This is a genomic window from Mycobacterium sp. smrl_JER01 (assembly GCF_048513595.2).
Classification (GTDB): domain Bacteria; phylum Actinomycetota; class Actinomycetes; order Mycobacteriales; family Mycobacteriaceae; genus Mycobacterium.
In genome coordinates, this window is sequence record NZ_JBLXXK020000001.1 from 4,517,623 (window position 1) to 4,536,459 (window position 18,837).

Below are 18,837 nucleotides of genomic sequence, written 5' to 3' on the forward strand. Positions count from 1 at the left end.
CTCGGTGTTGGGGTCTGAGAAGATGCTGTTGGACATCGTGAGCCAGGTCACGTTTTAGTTCATTACGTTCAGACGAGAGGCGGTTGCGCGATGAGGACTCCGAAATGACCGGCCCCACGGCGCAGACGCTGGCGATCGGGCTGTACTTCGCGCTGATGCTGGCCATCGGCTATTACGCCTACCGTCAGACCAGCGATCTCGACGACTACATGCTCGGCGGTCGCAGACTCAGGCCGGGCGTCGCGGCGCTGTCAGCGGGTGCTTCCGACATGTCCGGTTGGCTGATCCTCGGGTTGCCGGGCGCCATCTATGCGTCGGGCCTGGTGGAGGCGTGGATCGTGATCGGCTTGGTCGTGGGCGCCTACCTGAACTGGCGGTTCGTGGCGCCCCGGCTGCGGGTCTACACCGAGATCGCGAACAACTCGATCACGGTACCGAGCTTCTTCGAGAACAGGTTGCGCGACCGGTCGCACGTGCTGCGGATCTCCGCGGGCACCATCGTGCTGGTGTTCTTCACCTTCTACGTGTCCTCGGGAATGGTCGCCGGTGGCGTGTTCTTCGAAGCCACGTTCGGCGCGTCCTACCTGACGGGGATGCTGCTGGTCGCCGGGATCACGCTCAGCTACACCCTGTTCGGCGGGTTCCTCGGCGCGACCCTCACCGATGTCGCACAAGGGCTGTTGATGCTCGCGGCCCTCATCGCGGTTCCCGTGGCCGCGGTCATCGCCACGGGCGGGCCGGGCGAAGTGGTGAACCTGGTCCAGGCGGCCGATGCTGCGCACAACGCCGCCAATGCCACCGACGAAATCCACCGCACCTCACTGCTGTTCGGAGGAAGCGTGTTGGCCATCGTTTCCGCGGCCGCCTGGGGCCTGGGCTACTTCGGCCAGCCGCACATCATCATCCGGTTCATGGCGCTGCGCTCTGCTGCCGACGCGAAAGCCGGTCGCCGCATCGGGATCAGCTGGATGGTGCTCACCTCCGCGGGTGCGATCGCGACCGGGTTCGCCGGTTTGGCGTACTTCTACGGCCGCGGGGAGACCCTGGACAACGCCGAGACCGTCTTCCTGCAGCTTGCGCAGGTCATGTTCCACCCCTTTGTGGCCGGGATCGTGCTCGCCGCCGTGCTGGCTGCCGTCATGTCGACGATCTCATCGCAGCTCATCGTCTGCTCGTCGGCGCTGGTCGAGGACATCTACCGCGCGTTCGGCAAAGAGTCCAGCCCGACGAAGCTGGTCACCTACGGCCGTCTCGGGGTGCTGACGGTCGCCGTGGTGGCGATCCTGCTCGCCCTGAACCCGCGGGGCACCATCCTCGATCTCGTCGGCTTCGCCTGGGCCGGCTTCGGGGCCGCGTTCGGGCCACTGATCATCTTGTCGCTGTTCTGGCGCAAACTCACTTCGGCCGGGGCGATCGCCGGAATGATCACCGGTGCCGCGGTCGTCGGGGTCTGGGGTCTCAACGACGCGTTGGCGAGCACACTGTACGAGATCGTCCCGGCCTTCTTCGCCTGTGCCGTTGTCGCCGTTGCCGTCTCGCTGATCACCGCCCGCCACGACGAGGATGTCCAACGCGAGTTCTCCGAGATGGACGAATTAGTGCGCGCATGACGGCCGCCCCGGACGGTGTCGCGTCGGCGGGACGGGGCCGCCGCCCGTGGCCGCAGTCATTGGCCGGTCAGGCGATCGCGCTGCAGATCGCGGTGATCGCGGTGATCGTGGTGGCCGGTAGCGTGTTGGCGCTCGTCGACGCCCGGCAGGACGGTGACGCGGCAGCCGAGGCTCAGGTGCTGGGCATCGCGACCGCGCTGGCAGACTCGCCGTCCACCGCCCAGGCGATCGAATCCGGCCGGGCCACCGAGGTTCTGCAGCCCGTCACCGAGCTGGTGCGCAGGCAGACTGACATCGCCTTCATCACGATCATGGCCCCGGACCGCACCCGGTTCACCCACACCGACCCCTCCCAGATCGGTGGCGACTATCTCGGCACCATCGAACCCGCGCTGCGCGGGGAATCGTTCAGCGAGTTCTACACCGGAACGCTGGGACCCTCGATCCGCGCGGTGGCACCGGTGTACGACTCCGACCGGCGTGTCATCGGACTGGTCGCCGCAGGAATCCTGCAGCAGAGCCTGGCCGACCGCTGGCGCGCGCAGTGGCCCATCATCGCCGCGGTAGGCGTTGGCGCTCTTGCTATTTCGCTACTCGGCGTATGGGGCATCCGGCGCCGGCTGCTGCGTCAGACCCATGGGCTGCGTCCCGACGAACTCCGCGTCATGTATGACCACCACGACGCGATCCTGCATTCGGTGTCCGAGGGGTTGATCGTGCTGGACCGCAACGGCGTCGCGCTGGTCAACGACGAGGCCCGCCGGTTGCTGTCACTGCCGGCGGGCGAGGTCGCGCCGTCGGATCTGCCGGAGTTCCTGCGCACCTACAACCCCGGCGCGCGCGACGAACTGCACGTGACCGACGACCGCGTGCTGGTGGTCAACCGGTCGAGGGTCGGGAACCCTGCCGGCCAGGACGACAACGGTTCGGAAGTGGTCACCATCCGCGACCGCACCGAATTACAGGGTGCGATGGGTGAACTCAATTCGCTCAAGGTACTGACCGATTCGCTGCGGGCCCAGGCACACGAGGCGGCCAACAAGCTGCATACCATCGTGACGATGGTGGAGATGGGTCGTGCCGAGGAGGCGGTCAGGTTCGCCACGGCCGAACTCGAACTGTCCCAACAACTCGTCGACAGGCTCTCCACCGCGGTCGGCGAGCCGGCACTGGCTGCGCTGCTGCTGGGTAAGACCGCGCAGGCCGACGAACGCGGTATCGAACTGACCGTCACCGAGGACACCGAGCTTCCGGTCGGCACCGACGATCTGCTGCTGACCGGACAGGAACTGGTCACGGTGGTGGGGAATCTGATCGACAACGCGATGGAGGCCTGCGACCCGGAGAACCCGTGGGTGGAGGTGACGGTGAATCAGCATGACGGTCGGCTGTTGATCAGGGTCGCCGACAGCGGTGAAGGGATGGATCCCGGCACCTTCGAAAAGGCCATGCGGCGGGGCTACTCGACGAAGTCCGCGCACGGCGCCGAAGGGCACGGGCTCGGGCTGGCCCTGGTAGCGCAGGTGGTGAAGCGGCACGGAGGACGGCTCAGCGCCGACGTGACCTATGGTTCGGTGGTGACGGTGACGGTGGCGCGCCCATGATCAGCGTGTTGATCGTCGAGGACGAGATGCTCATCGCCGACGCGCATCAGACGTATCTGCAACGCATCGACGGCTTTTCGGTGGCAGCGGTGGCGCACACGGCCCGCGACGCGATGCGGATCGCCTCCGAGTCCGCGGCCGACGGCGCACCCGTCGACCTGGTACTGCTCGATATCGGATTACCCGATGCCAGCGGGATCGGGCTGGCGTCGGCGCTGTCGGGACTGCGGCCGGCGCCCGACATCATCGCCATCACCTCCGAGCGCGATCTGGAGATGGTGCGCGCCGCGGTAGGGCACGGAGCGCTGGCATATCTGTTGAAGCCCTTCACTTTCGCCGCTTTTCGCGAACGGCTGGAACGCTACCGGCGTTACCGCCAGGCGCTCCCCGCCGGGACCGACGCCGCCAGTCAGGCCGAGGTCGACCGGGCACTGGCCGAGCTCCGCATCGGCCCGGACCGGGCGGCCACCCCGAAAGGATCGGCTCCCGGCACCAATGACGAGATCGCCCGGGTGGTGCGCGATTTCACGGACAACCCGGACGGCGTCACTGCCGATGAGGTGGCCAAGCAGGTGGGGGTCTCCAGGGTGACGGCGTGGCGCTACCTGGAGCGCCTGGCCGACGAGGGCACTGTTCGCCGGCACACCGACTACGGCAAGGCCGGACGGCCCAAGACCCGCTATCGCTGGCGCTGACCGCACACGCGGTCAGGCCGGGGTCGGCTGCAGCCTGCGCGGGACGCCCATGGCGATCGGATCGGTCGCGATGAACTCCGAGTACAGCGCCTCGATCGACGATTCGACCGAGAACACGGTGACGGTGCCTGCGTAGTCGGCGAGGTACAGCCGCGCGCTGTCGGCGCCCTGGGTGACGCACGACGGCCGCGCATCCACGGTCAGCGAGTCGACGATGTCGAGGCTCAGCGTGCACAGCACCGCCACCCGGTCGTAGTCGACGATGTAGGCGCGCGTCTGGTCGGCGCTCATGGTCAGCTGGGTGGGTGCGCCTCCGACGGTGACCCGGTCGGTGACCCGCATCGTGGTCAGGTCGACGACGAGCACGGCACCACCGTCGGCGCGGTCCGAGGTCAGCACATACACCGCCCCGCCGGCGTAGGCGATGTCGCGGATCGGCGAGCCGACCGGCACCACCCGCTGGACCTGTGCCGTCTCGGTGTCCACGATGACCAGTCGGCTGCCCACCGCGTCGGTGATAGCCGCGTACAGCCGCTTGCCGCTCGGGTCGGCGCTGAGCGCGTCGACATTGGCTGCCGGACCAGATCCGATTCCGATGGTGCCGACCCGTTCGGCGGTGACGTCGATGACGGTGATGTCGACGCGGTCGTGGGTGGCGCGTCCGGCGTACACCCGCTTGCCGGCCGGGCCGACGGCCAGCGCGCTGACGCCGACAGCAACCGGATAGGTCGTGATGACTGCGCGGGTATCGAGGTCGATGACCGTCACAGCGTCGACGTTCTCCGCTGCGACGCTGACGTAGGCGCGGTCGTCGGACACGGTCACCGCGGTTGGTTGACCACCGACGGCGACGGTTGCGACGACCGTCAGCGTGGTGTTGTCGACGATCGAGACACTGTCGTCGCCGGCATTGGCCATCACCACAGCCGTCGCGCCCGCGGCGATGTCGCCGATCGCCCCGCGGCCCACGGTGAGACGACGTTCCAGCGCAACACCGCCGGCGGGATCGCTCGCCACCCGGTCCACAGACGACTCGCCGGCCACCTGCGTCTCAGCGGTGTCACTGCTGCCATTGCGGAACATGCGCCCCTTGGGCACCGAAAAGTTAGCCATGCGCCTGGTACCTCCGCCGGCACGAACCTCTGCCCGGCTCTAGATTCCGATTTCCTGACGCCCGTCCGGACGTCGCCTGAACCGAGTGTAGCGACGGAAATTCGACGGCCGGACCGAGGAATTCCCCGAACCGGAGCTGCGCGGCGAATGCTCTCAGCGCACACTTAAGAAGCGCATCGTTATGCCTTTGTTATGTTCACATGGCAATTAGCTGAACAACCCCTGAACTGGGAGTGTGCCGATGCCGGCAATGTCGTGTTGCGCGTGTGACCAAAACAAGTTCGTAACGATTTCTTAGCTTTGTTGTTCGAAATGAGCGCTAGATCACAGCGCGACACGGCAGCAAACGCACCACTGCGTCGGAGTCCGTCCACCCCAGGCAGCAGACCCGCCCCCACGGCCTGGGACGGTCCCAGATATCTGCTTCGCTGGAATGGACCGCCACCGCACAGCCGAGCTGCACAACCGGGCTGTACAACCGGGCATGGCGGTGAGGGTCAGGCGGGTTTGGCGCGGCATACGGACGTGATCGTCGCTGCCGGGATCAGACCTTCGGGGTCACAGAGTTCCAGCACCCTGGCCACCGCCGGACTGGCGACGACGCACCAGGTCACGTCCTCACGGGCAAGGTGGGCACTGATCGCATACAGCGCCGAGGCGCCGTCGAAAGCCAGAAAATTCACCTGGGTGAGGTCGAGGACCAGCGCGGAACAACCCACGCAGGCCTCACGCACGGTGTGTGCGAAATGTTTGGCGTTGCCGGCGTCGACCTCGCCACGCACCGAGACCGTGGCGCGCGCCGCGGTCCCGGTGCCTTCCATGCGGCAGGTGAAGGCCAGCGCTGTCGACGCTATCGAGAAGCTCCGATTGTCGGCCGACCTACTGCGAATGGATGTGACGGTCATTGCAGGACAACATACCTGCGCAACGGTCAAGCCTGTTCGGCTTTTTGCCGCTCCTCGTTCGCCTTGGCCGCGGCCCGTGCGCTCTCGGCCTCGGCTTCCTTCTTGGCGGCCTCGCGCTGGGCATCGGCCTTGTCCTGTTGGGCCTCGCCTTCACGCTGCAGGTCGTCACGGCCGGTCACGACCCCGACGACCTCTTTGGCCTTACCCTTGACACCCTCGACGACACCCTTGACGGCTTCTTCGGGACCCGAATTGTTGTCGCTCACGAGACGCTCCTTTTCTGCGGGGATACCGCTTGGCGAAGCGTCTGTTCCCCGCCCGTCGATTTACCAAACCTGGAGGTCATCGACCGAACCGGGCCGGTCACCCGGCCAGATTCCGCAACGCGACCTCCAGCGTCGAGAACAGATCGATGTAGTCGGCCACCCCGGTGATCTTGAGGGGTCGACTGGTCGCCGGGCCGTCGGCGACGACGGCGAACTGCACCGACCCGTCGAGCTGCTTGCGGGTGGTCATCAGGACCTGCATCCCCGCCGAGCCGAGGAAGTCCACCTCGGTCAGGTCGACGATCAGTCCGGAGGGTTTGCGATCCAGCGCGGCGGTGATGACATCCTGCAGCGCGGGCGCGGTGAGCATGTCGACGGCGCCGAGCGCGGCGACGACGACCACATCGTCAACCTGGTGTTCGCTGAATTGCTGCACGTCTTGAGCCTCGTCTTTCACGGAGCGACCGCTCTGGGGGTCGCCGATGATGTCGGGAGGCTGCAGTCTGAACCCGGTGCGGTGTCCGGAGCGCGACACCTCTGCACTAGATTATCGAACCCCGCCCGGTGGCGGCATGACGCGGTCATGTCAACAGGGACGGATGGAGTTCGGGGGTAAGCAGGTAGGCCCGGCGGCAACGCGTGTCGGCCGACTCTGGCAGATCCCGGGCGTGATCGGCGGCGGGCGCTACCATCCCGCACAGACGTCCCTCAGGAGGCTGATGCGTGCCCGATACCCCCGCCGAGATCCGCGGCAGCGTGCTCAGATCACTGGCCGGCGAAGGACTCGACGAGTACCGGGCGACCCAGTTGATGCTGGGGGCGGTCAACGCGTACTGCCCCGTCTACAACGGTGTCGTCGCCGGCTGATCGTCCAGCTTCGGCGATACCCGACGGGGAGCGTCCACCGGCGTTAGCGTGGTAGGCGAAGGTGCTCGGAGAAGCACCCGCGATCACCCCGGGATCTCCATGGAATCTCCAGGCAAGCTCCAAGCGTTGCAGCTGGCACGTCGCGACGATGGTGTCACTCGCCTTACTGGTCAGGCCAGTGACGCACTTACCCAAGGAGATGCACCATGTTGAAATTTCTCGCCGCCGGTCTGCTGCCCCTGGCGGCCGCGCTGGCCGTCGCAGCCCCGGCCCAGGCCGATAACGCCGCATCCACCATCAACCAGTTGCGGGCCCAAGGTTACGACGTGCGGATCAGCCGGGTCGGCAGCGCGCCGCTGACCGAGTGCACCGTCGCCAGTGTGCGCAGCCTGCCGGTGGTGTCCCAGAATTTCCCGGGTATCGACGACGATGACACCAATGTGTTCACCGTGAAGCCCAAGCAGAAAGTCAACGTGACGCTGAACTGCGCGGGCTGATCTCTGGAGTCCACGTCCCGGACCGACGGCCCCGCATCGGGGTCGTCGCCGTCCTTCCCCCGCGGTATGGCGCTGCTGGTGGCCGGCGCACTGTTCATGGAAATCCTCGACGCGACGATCATCGCGCCGGCGATCCCGGCCATCGCGGCGTCGTTCGATGTCGACGCGATCGACGTCAACGTGGCCATCTCGGCCTATCTGCTGACCGTGGCGATCCTGATCCCGGCCAGTGGCTGGGTTGCCGACAGGTTCGGTATCCGGCCGGTGTTCCTGGCCGCGATCGCGATGTTCACGCTGGCGTCGGTGGGCTGCGCGGTGAGCACCTCGCTTCCGATGCTGGTGGGGATGCGGGTGCTGCAGGGCGTCGGCGGCGCGATGATGGTTCCGGTCGGAAGGCTCGCTGTGCTGCGTTCGAGCGCGAAGTCGGATCTGGTGCGGGCCATCGCCGTATTGACCTGGCCGGCGCTCGTCGCGCCCGTGGTGGCGCCCGTCCTGGGCGGCGCGATGGTGACTTTCGGGTCATGGCGCTGGATCTTCTTCGTCAACATCCCGATCGGGATCATCGGCTTGGCACTGGCGTTTCGCTTGGTCCGGGGCAAGCCCGCAGCGGTCGTCAGACCGTTCGATTGGTGCGGGCTGCTGTTACTGGGCGCCGGCATCGCCATCGGTCTGATCGCGTTGGAACACATCAGGATCAGCGGCACCTCCTGGACGCTGGTCGGTGCGGGCGGCGCGGTCGCGATCGTCTTGCTGGCCGCCGCCGGATGGCACCTGTACCGCGCGCCGGCGCCGCTGATGCGGTTGTCGGTGCTGCGGGTGCGCACGCTGCGCATCACGGTTTCCGGCGGTTCGCTGTACCGCCTGGTGATCACGGCCGTTCCGTTTCTGCTGCCGCTGCTGTTCCAGATCGACTTCGGCTGGTCGGCGTTCACCGCCGGCCTGATGGTCGCGGCGTTGTTCGTCGGGAACCTGACGATCAAACCGATCACGACACCACTGATGCGCCGGTTCGGCATCAAGCGCGTGCTGCTGGTCAATGGTGTCGCGTCGGTGGCCTGGTTCGGCGTGCTGGCCGCGCTGCAGCCCGAGACACCGATCGTGCTCATCGCGGTGGCGCTCTATATCAGTGGCGCCCTGCGGTCGGTCGGCTTCACCGCCTACAACAGCCTGGCGTTCGCCGACGTCGACGGTGACGAACTCACCCACGCCAACACGCTCAATGCGACGGTGCAGGAGTTGGCCGCGGGCGTCGGAATCGCCGTCGCCGCGCTGCTGCTGACAGTGCTGACCTCGTTCGCCTGGACCTTCGTCACGCTCGGCGCGCTGCTCGCGGTCACGCTCATCGAGACGCTGCGACTGCCCGGGGACGCGGGCAGGCACGTCAGCGACGCGCGCTGACCGGACCCGATCGGCGCTTCGCGCGCGCCTCCCACGAAAGTCTCGACCATCACTTTAGCCTTGGTGGCCGTGACCACACTGCTCGAGCCGTCGCTGGCAGACCTGGATTTCGACCCCGAGATCCTGTGCACCTGCCGAAAATTCTGCGGCCCGCTCGCTCACCCGGCCCAGTGGTGGGTCACGTTGTCGTGCGGTTGCCCGTACCCGATGTGTCAGCGCGCACTGCGGATCGCCAATCTGCGCTTGAAAGTGCGTGCGCTGACCTGCCGGTTGTGCGAGACCGACCAGATCGCGATCCGCTCAGTCTCGCCCATCTGAGCCCGGTGTCGCGGCACCGATCGGGGTGTCGGTCGCCTCGGCGGGCCGGTCGAGCATTGCCGGTCCGGCCGGACGTAACACGGTCGGACGCAACACGGTCGGGCGCAACCGCTCGGGAAGTGCCCTCAGAATCCCGCCGAGGACCAACACGAGGGCCAGTGCAGCGCCGGCGACGACCGCCATCGGTAGCGTCGGCAACAGATTCTCGAACACCATGTAGAAGCCGAACAGCAGGAACAGCGCCGCCGCAGTGATCTGAATCAACCTCTCCGGCAGGTGCTTTCCCGCGACAGCGCCGACCAGGATCGCCAGCCCGTCCGCGGCGACCATGCCCAGAGTGGAACCGATCCACACCCCCAGCCAGTCGTTGTCGGCGGCGAGGGTGACGGTCGCGAGCATCGTCTTGTCGCCGAGTTCGGCCAGCACGAACGCCGAGGTGACCACGAAGAACGCCGGCGCGGTGGCCTTGGCGGCGCGGGAGGTCTCCTCGTCGGTGAGGGAGTCTCCGCGCAAAGTCCACAGGCCGAAGAAGATGAACATCGCCCCGGCGATGAGCCCCAGTAGGTGGGTGGGCAGCGCGGCGCCGAGATAGTGACCGATAGCGACCGAGAGCACGTGCACGGCGGTGGTGGCGACAGTGATGGCCGACAGCACCACCCACCACCGGTAGCGCAAGGCGAACATCATGGCGACCAGCTGGGTCTTGTCGCCCAACTCGGCGATGAAGATGACGGCGAAGCTCAACAGCAGGGCGGCGAGCACGACTACTCCTCGGTGTCGGGGTGTGCCGCCCGGACAGACAATGCCTCCGGCCGACAACCCGAAAGGTCTGTACGGCCGAAGGTCTCGCCCACCGGTGCAGGACCGGTCCGGACAACCGGGTAGCGCAGAGTACTCGCGATACCAGTATGTCGATTGCCGATTTGGGGGCTACTCCCCTTCGCTGTCCCGACGATACCCGCCCGGCGCCACAGCACGCAACTCGGCGGTCTCCAATTCATCTCTCGCACAATAAGTTTGGATCACTCCACTGAAAAAGTTCGGGGTCCCGCATCCCGGCGGAGGGTGCCCCCTGATTCACACCACCGCATCGGCGAAGTACAGTGTCGACCCCGTTGCCAGCAGCAGAAAGACAGCCGGGAACGCGATGTTGTGGAACACCCTGGTGTGGACGTGCACACCCACCGCACCGACGAAGAAGCCGACGAGACCCAGCGCCGCGGCCAACCCAAACCAGGGCGCGGCCACGAAGCCGAGAACAAGACCGAGCGCACCCGCCAGCTTCAGGCCGGCCAGGTACGGAATCCATCTCGTCGCCACCCCGACCTCGGCAGAGTTGGCCAGCACGAACGGCGCGCGGAACAGGTCCGCCACGGCGATCGCACCGTTGGCGACGGCGCACAGCAGCGTCGTGACAGCCAAGATCGTCACTGTCGGGCCGCTCGCGTCCGCGGTTCCCTCGGTATGCTCGCCATGTCGCCTCCTGGGTCGGATCAGATTGCCTATTCACTTCTGATGACGATCCGCACATCCGAAAGGTGACCGGTGGTGAATTCCTGTCCCGCCCCGTCCGCAGAACTGCACACAGCCTTCGTCGAGGCCCGCCCCCGATTGCTGTCCCTGGCGCACCGGCTCCTCGGTTCGCTGCACGACGCCGAGGACGCGGTCCAGAACACCTGGATTCGAGTGTCGTCGCATGCCGGCGACGACATCGTCAGCTACCCGGCGTGGCTGACGACCGCGGTGACCAGCGTGTGCCTGGACCAGCTGCGGCAACGCCAACGCCGCCACCTGCTCGACCACCGGGCCGACCCGGCCCAGTTCGTCGAACGCGCCGCCGACGAGGACTTCCTGCGCCGCGAGGACGTCGGCCGCGCATTGATGGTGCTGCTGAGCCGACTGTCCCCGACCCAACGGGTGGCCTATGTGCTGCACGACTTGTTCGCCGTGCCGTTCGACCAGGTCGCCGTCGTCCTGGACGTGACCCCGACAAGCGCGAAGAAACTGGCGAGTCGGGCCAGGGCACGACTTCGGCCCGCCGACCGCACCAGTCCCGTCGGCTCCGCCGACCCCGCCGAGGATGACCTCGTCGACGCGTTTCTGCGCGCAGCCGCCGGCGGCGACATGCACCGCATGATCGCGATGCTGGCGCCGGGGTGTGTCCGCGCCGCCGATCCCGAACTGCTCCCCGCCGCGACGCCGGCGCTGGTCACCGGCGCCACCGCGGTCGCGCAGGAGACACGGCTGTTCGTCGAGCGCATCCGGTGCAGCACACCGATGCGGGTGAACGGCCGCAACGTTCACGTCATCGCGCCCGGCGGCCATCCGTTGGCCACCATCGACATTCAGGTCCAGGGTGGGCTGATCACCCGGATCACCCTCTCCGCCGTGCGGGACGGCGACGTCCTCGAACCGGCGCGTCAGCCTTCCGGGAAGTGCGACTTGTAAACCTGACCGTGCACACCGACGGTCCGATCGACCACCTGTGATATCGAAAAGTCAGACGCCGCAGACAGATACGCATAGGCGGTGGCGCGGTCCATGCCGAGGTCGGTTTCCAGGAAGTCAAGCGCATTGACGACCGCGCGCCGCATCGCGATGTCGAGATCGCTGTTCTGACCACCGACCGAACCGTCGGGATCCGACAGACCGATCGGCACCCACGCGTCGGCGGTCTCGGCGAACGGATAACGGTAGGCGACCGACGGGGCGTCACCGGACCCCGGTTTGCACACCGACAGCCGGTAGGTGCCGCGTAGCGAGCCCTCCATCGCCGTCAGCGCGACCTCACCGTCCCCCATCGCCATATGGGGATCACCGACATAGAACAGCGCACCTTCGGCGAACACCGGCAGATAGAACGTCGCGCCCTCGCCGAGCAACCGGATGTCGATGTTCCCGCCACCCAGCGTCGGGGGAATGGAATTGGCCGATGCGGCGGTCGGGTCGGTGTCCTGCGAGTAGGCGACCCCCATCATTCCCATGAACGGCCGCAGCGGAAATCGCACCTGCGCGGCACCGTAGGTCATCACACCCTGGCCGTCCTCGACCGCGGTGAACGTCGAGACGTTGCCGTAGCGTGCGGGGTCGGGGCTGGGCCTGCCGTCGGTGCCGACCGGCGGCATCACCTCTGCCAGCGTGATGCCGGCCGGTGCTTGCGCGTCGGCAGTGCGCCCCAGCGCACCCTTGCCGTGGCGGCTGGACACGACCCCGTACGGCACCCGCGGGATCGCTTGCAGGATCTCGATCTTCAGCACATCTCCGGGTTGTGCACCGTCGACGAACACCGGGCCGGTGACCACATGCGGACCGTCCTTGTCGAAGTCCCTAGGGGTGCGGGCGTACTCCGCGGCGATGTCGATCGCATCCTGCAGGACATCTGATTCGGCAACGCCCTGCGCGCCGAAGTACTCCACCGGGTCACGCCCCTGATCCTCGAGGATGCCCTCATGGCTGACCGCGTCGATCGTCACGGTCTGACCCGATGCCATCCGCGTGACCGGCTCGGCGTGCACGGTGGGTACATATCCCCACAACACCTCGTCCGGGACGGACTGCAGATAGTGATCGCCGGACGGATCGCCCTGGCCCGGTTGCAAGATGGTGAACGCGGCACCCGCCGGGGCAGAACTGTCCTGCGGGGCCGACGATCCCGGCGAGCATGCGCCCGCCACACCCGCCACCCCCGCGCCCGCGCCCACCGCAGCGACCACGCGGAGGAACTCTCGCCTACCCAGACCGGTCCACAGCGTCTCGGCAGCGTGTCGTGCGAATTCGGTCATGGGCGGCACCTTTCGAGCGCTCGGCGGATGGAAAATCGACCCCCGACGGGTTCCCGCACGGTATTTCCGCGTGGAAAAATCCGTGCTAAGTCCGTGTTGCCGCTGACCTCGTTTCGGCCGCATCCCGGAGCTACGCTGAGGCAGCCTGTGTGAGACAACCCCGGAGGTCACCCGATGCCGACTGCCGAGTTGGGTCACTCATCACGCCCGTGGCTGCTCGCCGCCCGGGCCGCCGCGGTGACGAGCGTCGGCGTTGTCCTCGTCCTCTTCGTCACCGCGGGTGAACTGGTGCAGAATCACGCCCTTGAGGATGTGCACGGTGCCGCGGCGATCGTGCTGCACGTCGTCACCGGCGCGCTCGCCACCACGCTCGCCGGCCTGGCGCACAGTCGGGGCCGCGGTTGGTGGTCGGCCGCCCTGGCCGGCCTGCTCTTCGCCTACACCTTCGTGCAGGCCTATCTCGGCGAGGGAACGACCCTCGCCCTGCACATTCCGGGGTCGCTGGCGGTCGCCGGCGCCGCGGTGTGGCTCACGGCGTGGCTGTTCTGCGCCGTCGTCGCCGAGTGACCGGGGAGATCGGTGTTTCAGCACCCGCAGATCGGAGAACACCGTCGGGGACAGACCCGCCGACGCTTGGAGGAATGACGTGGAACGGCACGGTGTCCCACATGATGCCCCGACCCCGAAGGACGCCACCGAGGCCACCGAGGAGCAGCGTGTGCTGCAACAGAAGCTCGATCACCAGGACGACGACCCCGAGGCACCGGCCCGCACCCAGAGCCACCGTCAGATTCCCGACGAAAACTGACCTACGCGCCGAGCAGCAAATTTCTCGGCGTGTGCACGCCGCTGCCTGAGTTTGTTAAAGCAACTACCTGAGAAGCGGGCTCGCTTTTCTCGATCGGCATTCGCCGGACGGACTGAACTCTTCCATTTCGGGAGCCGATAACACCAGTTCAGCTGTCGGAAAGCAACGATATTCGTTTCCGCAGCGAAATAGCAGAACCGACGTCTTTCAAAAGAACGTCATCCGCGCCCACCGCGGCGTAGCGTGACCCCATCAGCAAACCCAGTAAGGAGGGACGCGCATGCACGGCAGATTGTTGTTCGCCGCGGCGGCCGCCACCGGGCTCACCGTCGCGCTGGCGGCGCCGGCTGTGGCGGACGAGACCGACGACATCTTCATTTCCGCTCTGGAAAGTCAGGGCATCCCGTTCTCGACCGCCGACAACGCGATCCAGCTCGCCGGCGCGGTGTGCGAGTACGCCGCGGCGGGCCAGGATCCCACCCAGATCGCGCTGGAAATCATGGAGCCCGCCGGCTGGACGGCAGAACAGAGCGGATTCTTCGTCGGGGCGGCCACGCAGTCCTATTGCCCGTCCTAACCAGGGCGCAGCGCGGTGAAAGGAGCGAACGGAAGTATTCGCAACACAAACCATGTTCCGACCACGACGAGCGTCACCGGGGCGGCCCACCGGTGGTGGTGCCACGACACGATGCGACGATTGACGATGCGCCCGTAAGTCCACCCGCCGAAGGCGACCGTCAGGAACGCCAGCGCCAGTACGGCGACGGCGTTGAACCTGACCGCGTCTGCCAGGTCCCCGTGCAGCAGCGCATAGATCATCCGCAGGCTGCCACATCCGGGGCAGTCGACGCCGAACAGGGCTTTGGTCGGACACACCGGCAGGAACCCACCGGGCGTGGTCGGGTCACCGACCCAGACCAGGGCGCAGACCCCCGCCGCCCCGGCGACCGCCAGCAGCGGGCCGCCGAGGCGCACAGGTGTCGAATTCGCCGCAGGCACCCGTCAGTAGGTCGAGGAGGTGTCGAAGTCCATGCTGACAGCGCCGACGGCGATCAGGATCGCGTAGATGACCCAGACCGCCACCGCGCCCAGCGCGGCCCATATCGCCCACTTCTTGGCGGCGTCCGACGAAGCCTGCGCCTCGGCGAAACGGCCTTGTGCCCAAAGACCATTGACCTGACTGGCCTTGACGATCGACACGATGCCGAATGGCAGGCAGCAGAACAGTGTGGTGAGAATCCCCCACACCAAGTTCGAACTCGGGGGCGTCCCCTGCGGTTGTTGAGGCGGAAAGGCCGCGCCGCCCGCAGGCGGTGGGGGCGGATAGTTGCCGGGCGGTGGTTGCGTCATGTCGACTCCTCGAAAGGCCAGGAACTAGCTCAGAAAAGCCTGCTAAGAGTAGCCGACAAGATCAGATCTGGAGCGGCAAATCAGCGCGGTTTTGATCCCAACCAGCCACACGGACAACAGTGTTCACGGCTGCGCCGGACCGGGCGCCGCAGACATGCGATCGCGCAGACTGTCGTAGATCGGACGAGACCCGACGGCGTTGGCGGTGACCACGGCGGCGGCGGTGGCGATGAGCATCGGCACCGCCGCTGTGGTGGTTGCGGTCATCTCGATGACGATGACGATGCCGGTCAACGGCGCTCGCACACTCGCGCCGAAGAAGGCTGTCATACCGGCCAGCACCATCGGAAGTGCAAGGAAAGCGGTGTCATTCGGCCAGATTGCGGCGAAGCCGCCGAGGAACAGGGTTCCCCAGAGCGCCCCGACGGCCAACAGCGGTGCGAACAACCCGCCGGGCACCGCCGCCGAATAGCACAGCGGCCCGGTGACAAACCTCGCGGCGAGCAGTCCGGCCGCAGCGAGCAGGAAGAGTTCGTGGCCATCCAAGAGCATCTGGGTAACGGTGTCGCCGTCGCCGACCGTCAGTGGCGCCACCCACAGCAGCAGCCCCACGCCGGCGCCGATCGCGCCGGCAGTCGCCACTGTGGGCATGCGGCGAATCCTGCCGACATGGTCGAGCGCCCACAACACGGCGGCGTTGTAGGCAGCGCCGAGAACACCTGTGCAGGCGCCGAATACGAGGAAAAGCGGTAGCCATCCAACCTCGGGCGCCGCGACCGGCCCCACCTGGAAGTCGGGTTGGTCGCCCAGCAACAACCGGGAACTGCCGATAGCCGTCGCGGCCGCGAGCACCGACACCAGCACGGCCTGTGCGCGCCACGATTTCGTCACTTCTTCGAGGGTGAACAGCACCCCGGCCAGTGGAGCGTTGAACGCGACGGCCAGGCCGGCGCCGCCCATCGCCGCCTGCATCGTCCTCGCCTCCGGGTCGGACAGGCGGATGCGTCGGGCGGCTTCGGCTCCCACCGCGGCCCCCATGTGCACGGTGGGCCCTTCCCTGCCCAGCACGAGGCCCGATCCGATGGCCAGCACGCCCCCGACGAACCTCGCGGGCAGCACCCGAAGTCTGGGCAGCGTGGCCTGCCCCAGAAAGACCGCCTCGACATGGGGTATCCCGCTGCCGATCGCCAAGGGTTCCCAGCGGACCATCAGCGCAGCGCCCGCCGCGCACGCCGCCACGACGGCGATCGGGATGAGCCACCCCGGTCCGGGCAGACGCTGCGCCCACTCGATCAGATCGACCCGAAGAGTTTCTGCCGTCTGCAGGCACCAGCGGAACGCCCCGCCGGCCAGACCGATGATCAGTCCTCCGGCAATCGCCGCCGCGCTGAGCGCGGCGATCCGGTGAAGTCCTGCGGGCGGGTCCCCGGTTCTGCTCACGCGCGACAGCTCCCCGGCGGCGGCAAGGCGGTGTTCGGGGGGTCAGCCACGGTCGGTGATGTCGGCGTACTCGGGATGTTTGTCGATGTATTCGGCGACCATCCAGCACGTCGGCACGATCCGCAGGCCTTCGGCACGCGTCTGACTCAGCGCCTCGGCAACGAGAATGGTTGCCAGACCCCGTCCTTGATAATCGGGTAACACCTCGGTGTGCGGGAACACCCGTCGGCCGTCGCGGTCGCGGTAGTCGGCGAGCCCGACCGCCCGCCCGTCGATCTCGATCACGAAACGTCCGCTCTGGCGGGTGACGGTGGTGGGTGCGCCGGTGCGGTCGGGCGGCGTCTCGGAGCTCATACGACCACCTTAGTTTCCGGCCCCGGATCAGGCCCGCGTGCCCGGGGACCCACATCGCAGCTACGCTCGCAGACGTTTCCTGCGGCCGGCCGCAACTCGCCGAACATCTTGCCACGTCAACGAATATAATTGCGGCGAAAACTAATTCAGAATGTCATGTTTCTACCCGTCTTCAGTGCGCCTTTGCTGTGCTAGGTTTCGAGCGGGTCAGGACGGCCCCGCGGCACCCTCGATCGCCGGGTCTGATGGCCGGTGTCGGCTGCACCGTTCGCGTCCCCTCCCGGAGCACCGGCACCGGCCATCTCGCCGCGGACATCGCGGCTCAAGCTCAACGGGGTGGGACCTCGGTCGCCATTCTTAGGGCACAAAGTCCCCGAACCATCGTGGCACGGTGTGGCGTCGCACCTCGCACCCCTACCGTGAGAGCGGGAGCACACGATGAACGAATTCATGCGCAGCAGCGACGCATTTACCTGGTCGATGGAAAGCGATCCGCGACTGAGGTCGACGGTCGTGACGGTGATGATGTTGGACCGGACACCGAACTGGGATGAGGTCCGCGAGCGGATAGACCGGCTCAGCCTCGAGCTGCCGATGCTGCGGCAGACCGTCGTCGACTCGCCGCCCCCGGCACCGCCCCGGTGGCAGGAGTGCCGTGATTTCGATCTCGACTTTCACATGCGCAGGGTGGCCGCCCCGTCCGGCGGCGGCTTCGACAGTGTGCTCGAGCTGGCCCGGCTGGCGCAGATGGAGGACTTCGACCGGGCCCGGCCGCTGTGGAAGATGACCCTGGTCGAGGGGTTGCCGGACGGTGAGGCCGCGGTGCTGTGCACATTCCACCACGCGTTGTCCGACGGTGTGGGCGGGGTTCAGATCGCAATGACTCTGTTCGGGCTCGCACCGGAACCGCCGCCGACAGAAGGCCAGACGACGCAGGCGTCGCCACCGTCCTCGTGGGGCGGCTACCTGGATGCGGCACGTTACAGTGCCGGCCTGGTCGGCGCCGCCGTCACCGGCGCACTGTCGACGGTTCCCCGCCTGGTCGTCGACAGTGCGCGAAGCCCGGTGCGGGCATTGGGCTCGGCGGCCGGGCTGGCGGCCTCGGTGTACCGCACGGTGCGTCCGGTGAACTCGACAGGCTCCCCGCTGATGACCAAGCGCACCCTGATTCGCCGACTCGACGTATTGGAAGTGCCGATGCCGCGGTTGCGCGAGGCGGCACATCGCAGTGGTGGCGCCCTCAACGATGCCTTCGTCGCCGGTGTGGCCGGCGGCCTGCGCCGCTATCACGAGAAGCACGACGCTGATGTCGGAGCGCTGCATCTGTCGATGCCGATCAGTCTGCGGACCAGCGGGGACGCTCCCGGCGGGAACCGAATCACGTTGATGCGATTCGACATTCCGGCCGGGGTTGCCGATCCGGCAGAGCGTATTCGGCTGATCCACGAGCGCACCGAGCGGGTGCGCCACGAGAAGTCACTGCCGCACACCCAACTGATCGCGGGATTCCTCAATCGGATGCCGCGTTGGTACATCGGATCGATCCTGCGGCACGTCGATTTCGTCGCAAGCGACGTGCCGGGCATTCCGGTCCCGGTGTCACTTGGCGGTGCGCACGTTCGGATGCAGTACGCATTCGGGCCGACGATCGGTTCGGCCGTCAACGTGACATTGCTGACCTACGTCGGCACCTGCGCGCTCGGCGTCGATGTCGACAGCGGGGCCATCCCGGACTCCGGACTGTTCCTGGACTGTTTGCGCGCCGGCTTCGACGAAGTACTGGAACTCGCCGAGAGCTGACCGAAAGGACCTTGGACTCTAAACGAGCCC

Annotated in this window: 23 protein-coding genes; 12 read left to right on the forward strand and 11 right to left on the reverse strand. The window is 67.0% G+C overall.

The window, feature by feature from the left end; translation table 11 throughout:
- The first annotated feature begins 104 nt into the window (after nucleotides 1–104).
- From putP to ACNUDN_RS21035, 3 genes are read left to right on the forward strand one after another with little or no spacing between them, the layout of a single operon-like run.
- On the forward strand, nucleotides 105–1,610 hold the full coding sequence (gene putP / locus ACNUDN_RS21025; RefSeq protein WP_419123694.1) for a sodium/proline symporter PutP: 1,506 nt from the start codon (nucleotides 105–107) through the stop codon (nucleotides 1,608–1,610).
- Nucleotides 1,607–3,214 carry a sensor histidine kinase gene (locus tag ACNUDN_RS21030; RefSeq protein ID WP_419123695.1) on the forward strand — a complete coding sequence of 536 codons (1,608 nt, stop codon included), beginning with the start codon at nucleotides 1,607–1,609 and terminating at the stop codon, nucleotides 3,212–3,214. Before putP ends, ACNUDN_RS21030 begins: the two co-directional genes overlap by 4 nt.
- Nucleotides 3,211–3,909 (forward strand): response regulator, encoded by a 699-nt coding sequence (locus ACNUDN_RS21035; protein ID WP_419123696.1) that lies wholly within the window; start codon nucleotides 3,211–3,213, stop codon nucleotides 3,907–3,909. The genes ACNUDN_RS21030 and ACNUDN_RS21035 overlap by 4 nt, the downstream gene beginning before the upstream one ends.
- Nucleotides 3,910–3,921: 12 nt before the next feature.
- Here the strand turns inward: ACNUDN_RS21035 and ACNUDN_RS21040 are convergent, their stop codons facing one another.
- The 4 genes from ACNUDN_RS21040 to ACNUDN_RS21055 all read right to left on the reverse strand — a co-directional run bounded on the left by ACNUDN_RS21040 (nucleotide 3,922) and on the right by ACNUDN_RS21055 (nucleotide 6,629).
- Nucleotides 3,922–5,022, reverse strand: coding sequence for an MmpL3/TtfA transport complex stabilizer (locus ACNUDN_RS21040; RefSeq protein WP_419123697.1), 1,101 nt, complete (start codon nucleotides 5,020–5,022; stop codon nucleotides 3,922–3,924).
- 497 nt (nucleotides 5,023–5,519) lie between these two features.
- Entirely contained in the window at nucleotides 5,520–5,927 is a 408-nt protein-coding gene (locus ACNUDN_RS21045) for an STAS domain-containing protein (protein WP_419123698.1), read from the reverse strand.
- A gap of 26 nt (nucleotides 5,928–5,953) precedes the next feature.
- A complete protein-coding gene (gene mbp1, locus ACNUDN_RS21050; protein ID WP_419123699.1) occupies nucleotides 5,954–6,193 on the reverse strand; it encodes a microaggregate-binding protein 1 in 240 nt (79 codons plus the stop codon).
- 97 nt (nucleotides 6,194–6,290) lie between these two features.
- On the reverse strand, nucleotides 6,291–6,629 hold the full coding sequence (locus ACNUDN_RS21055; protein WP_419123700.1) for an STAS domain-containing protein: 339 nt from the start codon (nucleotides 6,627–6,629) through the stop codon (nucleotides 6,291–6,293).
- A 287-nt stretch (nucleotides 6,630–6,916) separates the two neighbouring features.
- On the opposite strand from ACNUDN_RS21055, the gene ACNUDN_RS21060 reads away from it, so the two are divergent.
- The 4 genes from ACNUDN_RS21060 to ACNUDN_RS21075 all read left to right on the forward strand — a co-directional run bounded on the left by ACNUDN_RS21060 (nucleotide 6,917) and on the right by ACNUDN_RS21075 (nucleotide 9,273).
- Nucleotides 6,917–7,060, forward strand: coding sequence for a hypothetical protein (locus ACNUDN_RS21060; protein WP_419123701.1), 144 nt, complete (start codon nucleotides 6,917–6,919; stop codon nucleotides 7,058–7,060).
- 206 nt (nucleotides 7,061–7,266) lie between these two features.
- Nucleotides 7,267–7,557: a hypothetical protein gene (locus ACNUDN_RS21065; RefSeq protein WP_419123702.1), complete on the forward strand. Its 291-nt coding sequence runs from the start codon at nucleotides 7,267–7,269 to the stop codon at nucleotides 7,555–7,557.
- A gap of 66 nt (nucleotides 7,558–7,623) precedes the next feature.
- A complete protein-coding gene (locus ACNUDN_RS21070; protein WP_419123703.1) occupies nucleotides 7,624–8,955 on the forward strand; it encodes an MFS transporter in 1,332 nt (443 codons plus the stop codon).
- Nucleotides 8,956–9,024: 69 nt separating this feature from the next.
- Entirely contained in the window at nucleotides 9,025–9,273 is a 249-nt protein-coding gene (locus ACNUDN_RS21075) for a hypothetical protein (protein ID WP_419123704.1), read from the forward strand.
- On the opposite strand, the gene ACNUDN_RS21080 is transcribed toward ACNUDN_RS21075, so the two are convergent.
- Both ACNUDN_RS21080 and ACNUDN_RS21085 read right to left on the reverse strand, forming a co-directional pair.
- Nucleotides 9,256–10,035 carry a TMEM165/GDT1 family protein gene (locus ACNUDN_RS21080; RefSeq protein ID WP_419123705.1) on the reverse strand — a complete coding sequence of 260 codons (780 nt, stop codon included), beginning with the start codon at nucleotides 10,033–10,035 and terminating at the stop codon, nucleotides 9,256–9,258. The two genes, ACNUDN_RS21075 and ACNUDN_RS21080, sit on opposite strands and share 18 nt — an antisense overlap.
- 315 nt (nucleotides 10,036–10,350) lie before the next feature.
- Nucleotides 10,351–10,704 carry a DoxX family protein gene (locus ACNUDN_RS21085; RefSeq protein WP_419123706.1) on the reverse strand — a complete coding sequence of 118 codons (354 nt, stop codon included), beginning with the start codon at nucleotides 10,702–10,704 and terminating at the stop codon, nucleotides 10,351–10,353.
- Between the two features lie 117 nt (nucleotides 10,705–10,821).
- On the opposite strand from ACNUDN_RS21085, the gene ACNUDN_RS21090 reads away from it, so the two are divergent.
- Nucleotides 10,822–11,721, forward strand: a complete 900-nt coding sequence (locus tag ACNUDN_RS21090) for a sigma-70 family RNA polymerase sigma factor (RefSeq protein WP_419123707.1) — start codon at nucleotides 10,822–10,824, stop codon at nucleotides 11,719–11,721.
- Here the strand turns inward: ACNUDN_RS21090 and ACNUDN_RS21095 are convergent.
- Entirely contained in the window at nucleotides 11,694–13,055 is a 1,362-nt protein-coding gene (locus tag ACNUDN_RS21095) for an acetamidase/formamidase family protein (protein WP_419123708.1), read from the reverse strand. The genes ACNUDN_RS21090 and ACNUDN_RS21095 overlap by 28 nt on opposite strands.
- Nucleotides 13,056–13,229: 174 nt before the next feature.
- Between ACNUDN_RS21095 and ACNUDN_RS21100 the strand changes: the two genes are divergently transcribed.
- The 3 genes from ACNUDN_RS21100 to ACNUDN_RS21110 all read left to right on the forward strand — a co-directional run bounded on the left by ACNUDN_RS21100 (nucleotide 13,230) and on the right by ACNUDN_RS21110 (nucleotide 14,440).
- Nucleotides 13,230–13,622 carry a hypothetical protein gene (locus ACNUDN_RS21100; protein WP_419123709.1) on the forward strand — a complete coding sequence of 131 codons (393 nt, stop codon included), beginning with the start codon at nucleotides 13,230–13,232 and terminating at the stop codon, nucleotides 13,620–13,622.
- 79 nt (nucleotides 13,623–13,701) lie between these two features.
- Complete coding sequence (locus ACNUDN_RS21105) at nucleotides 13,702–13,863, forward strand: hypothetical protein (protein ID WP_419123710.1); 162 nt, start codon at nucleotides 13,702–13,704, stop codon at nucleotides 13,861–13,863.
- Between the two features lie 280 nt (nucleotides 13,864–14,143).
- Nucleotides 14,144–14,440, forward strand: coding sequence for a DUF732 domain-containing protein (locus ACNUDN_RS21110; RefSeq protein WP_419123711.1), 297 nt, complete (start codon nucleotides 14,144–14,146; stop codon nucleotides 14,438–14,440).
- Here the strand turns inward: ACNUDN_RS21110 and ACNUDN_RS21115 are convergent.
- The 4 genes from ACNUDN_RS21115 to ACNUDN_RS21130 all read right to left on the reverse strand — a co-directional run bounded on the left by ACNUDN_RS21115 (nucleotide 14,437) and on the right by ACNUDN_RS21130 (nucleotide 17,007).
- Nucleotides 14,437–14,862 (reverse strand): DUF2752 domain-containing protein, encoded by a 426-nt coding sequence (locus ACNUDN_RS21115; protein WP_419123712.1) that lies wholly within the window; start codon nucleotides 14,860–14,862, stop codon nucleotides 14,437–14,439. The genes ACNUDN_RS21110 and ACNUDN_RS21115 overlap by 4 nt on opposite strands.
- A gap of 3 nt (nucleotides 14,863–14,865) precedes the next feature.
- Nucleotides 14,866–15,213: a CD225/dispanin family protein gene (locus ACNUDN_RS21120; protein WP_419123713.1), complete on the reverse strand. Its 348-nt coding sequence runs from the start codon at nucleotides 15,211–15,213 to the stop codon at nucleotides 14,866–14,868.
- Nucleotides 15,214–15,336: 123 nt separating this feature from the next.
- Nucleotides 15,337–16,653: a ClC family H(+)/Cl(-) exchange transporter gene (locus ACNUDN_RS21125; protein ID WP_419123714.1), complete on the reverse strand. Its 1,317-nt coding sequence runs from the start codon at nucleotides 16,651–16,653 to the stop codon at nucleotides 15,337–15,339.
- Nucleotides 16,654–16,695: 42 nt separating this feature from the next.
- A complete protein-coding gene (locus ACNUDN_RS21130; RefSeq protein ID WP_419123715.1) occupies nucleotides 16,696–17,007 on the reverse strand; it encodes a GNAT family N-acetyltransferase in 312 nt (103 codons plus the stop codon).
- A 438-nt stretch (nucleotides 17,008–17,445) separates the two neighbouring features.
- Here ACNUDN_RS21130 and ACNUDN_RS21135 point away from each other — a divergent pair, with 438 nt between their 5' ends.
- Complete coding sequence (locus ACNUDN_RS21135; RefSeq protein WP_419123716.1) at nucleotides 17,446–18,807, forward strand: wax ester/triacylglycerol synthase domain-containing protein; 1,362 nt, start codon at nucleotides 17,446–17,448, stop codon at nucleotides 18,805–18,807.
- The last annotated feature ends 30 nt before the right edge of the window (nucleotides 18,808–18,837 follow it).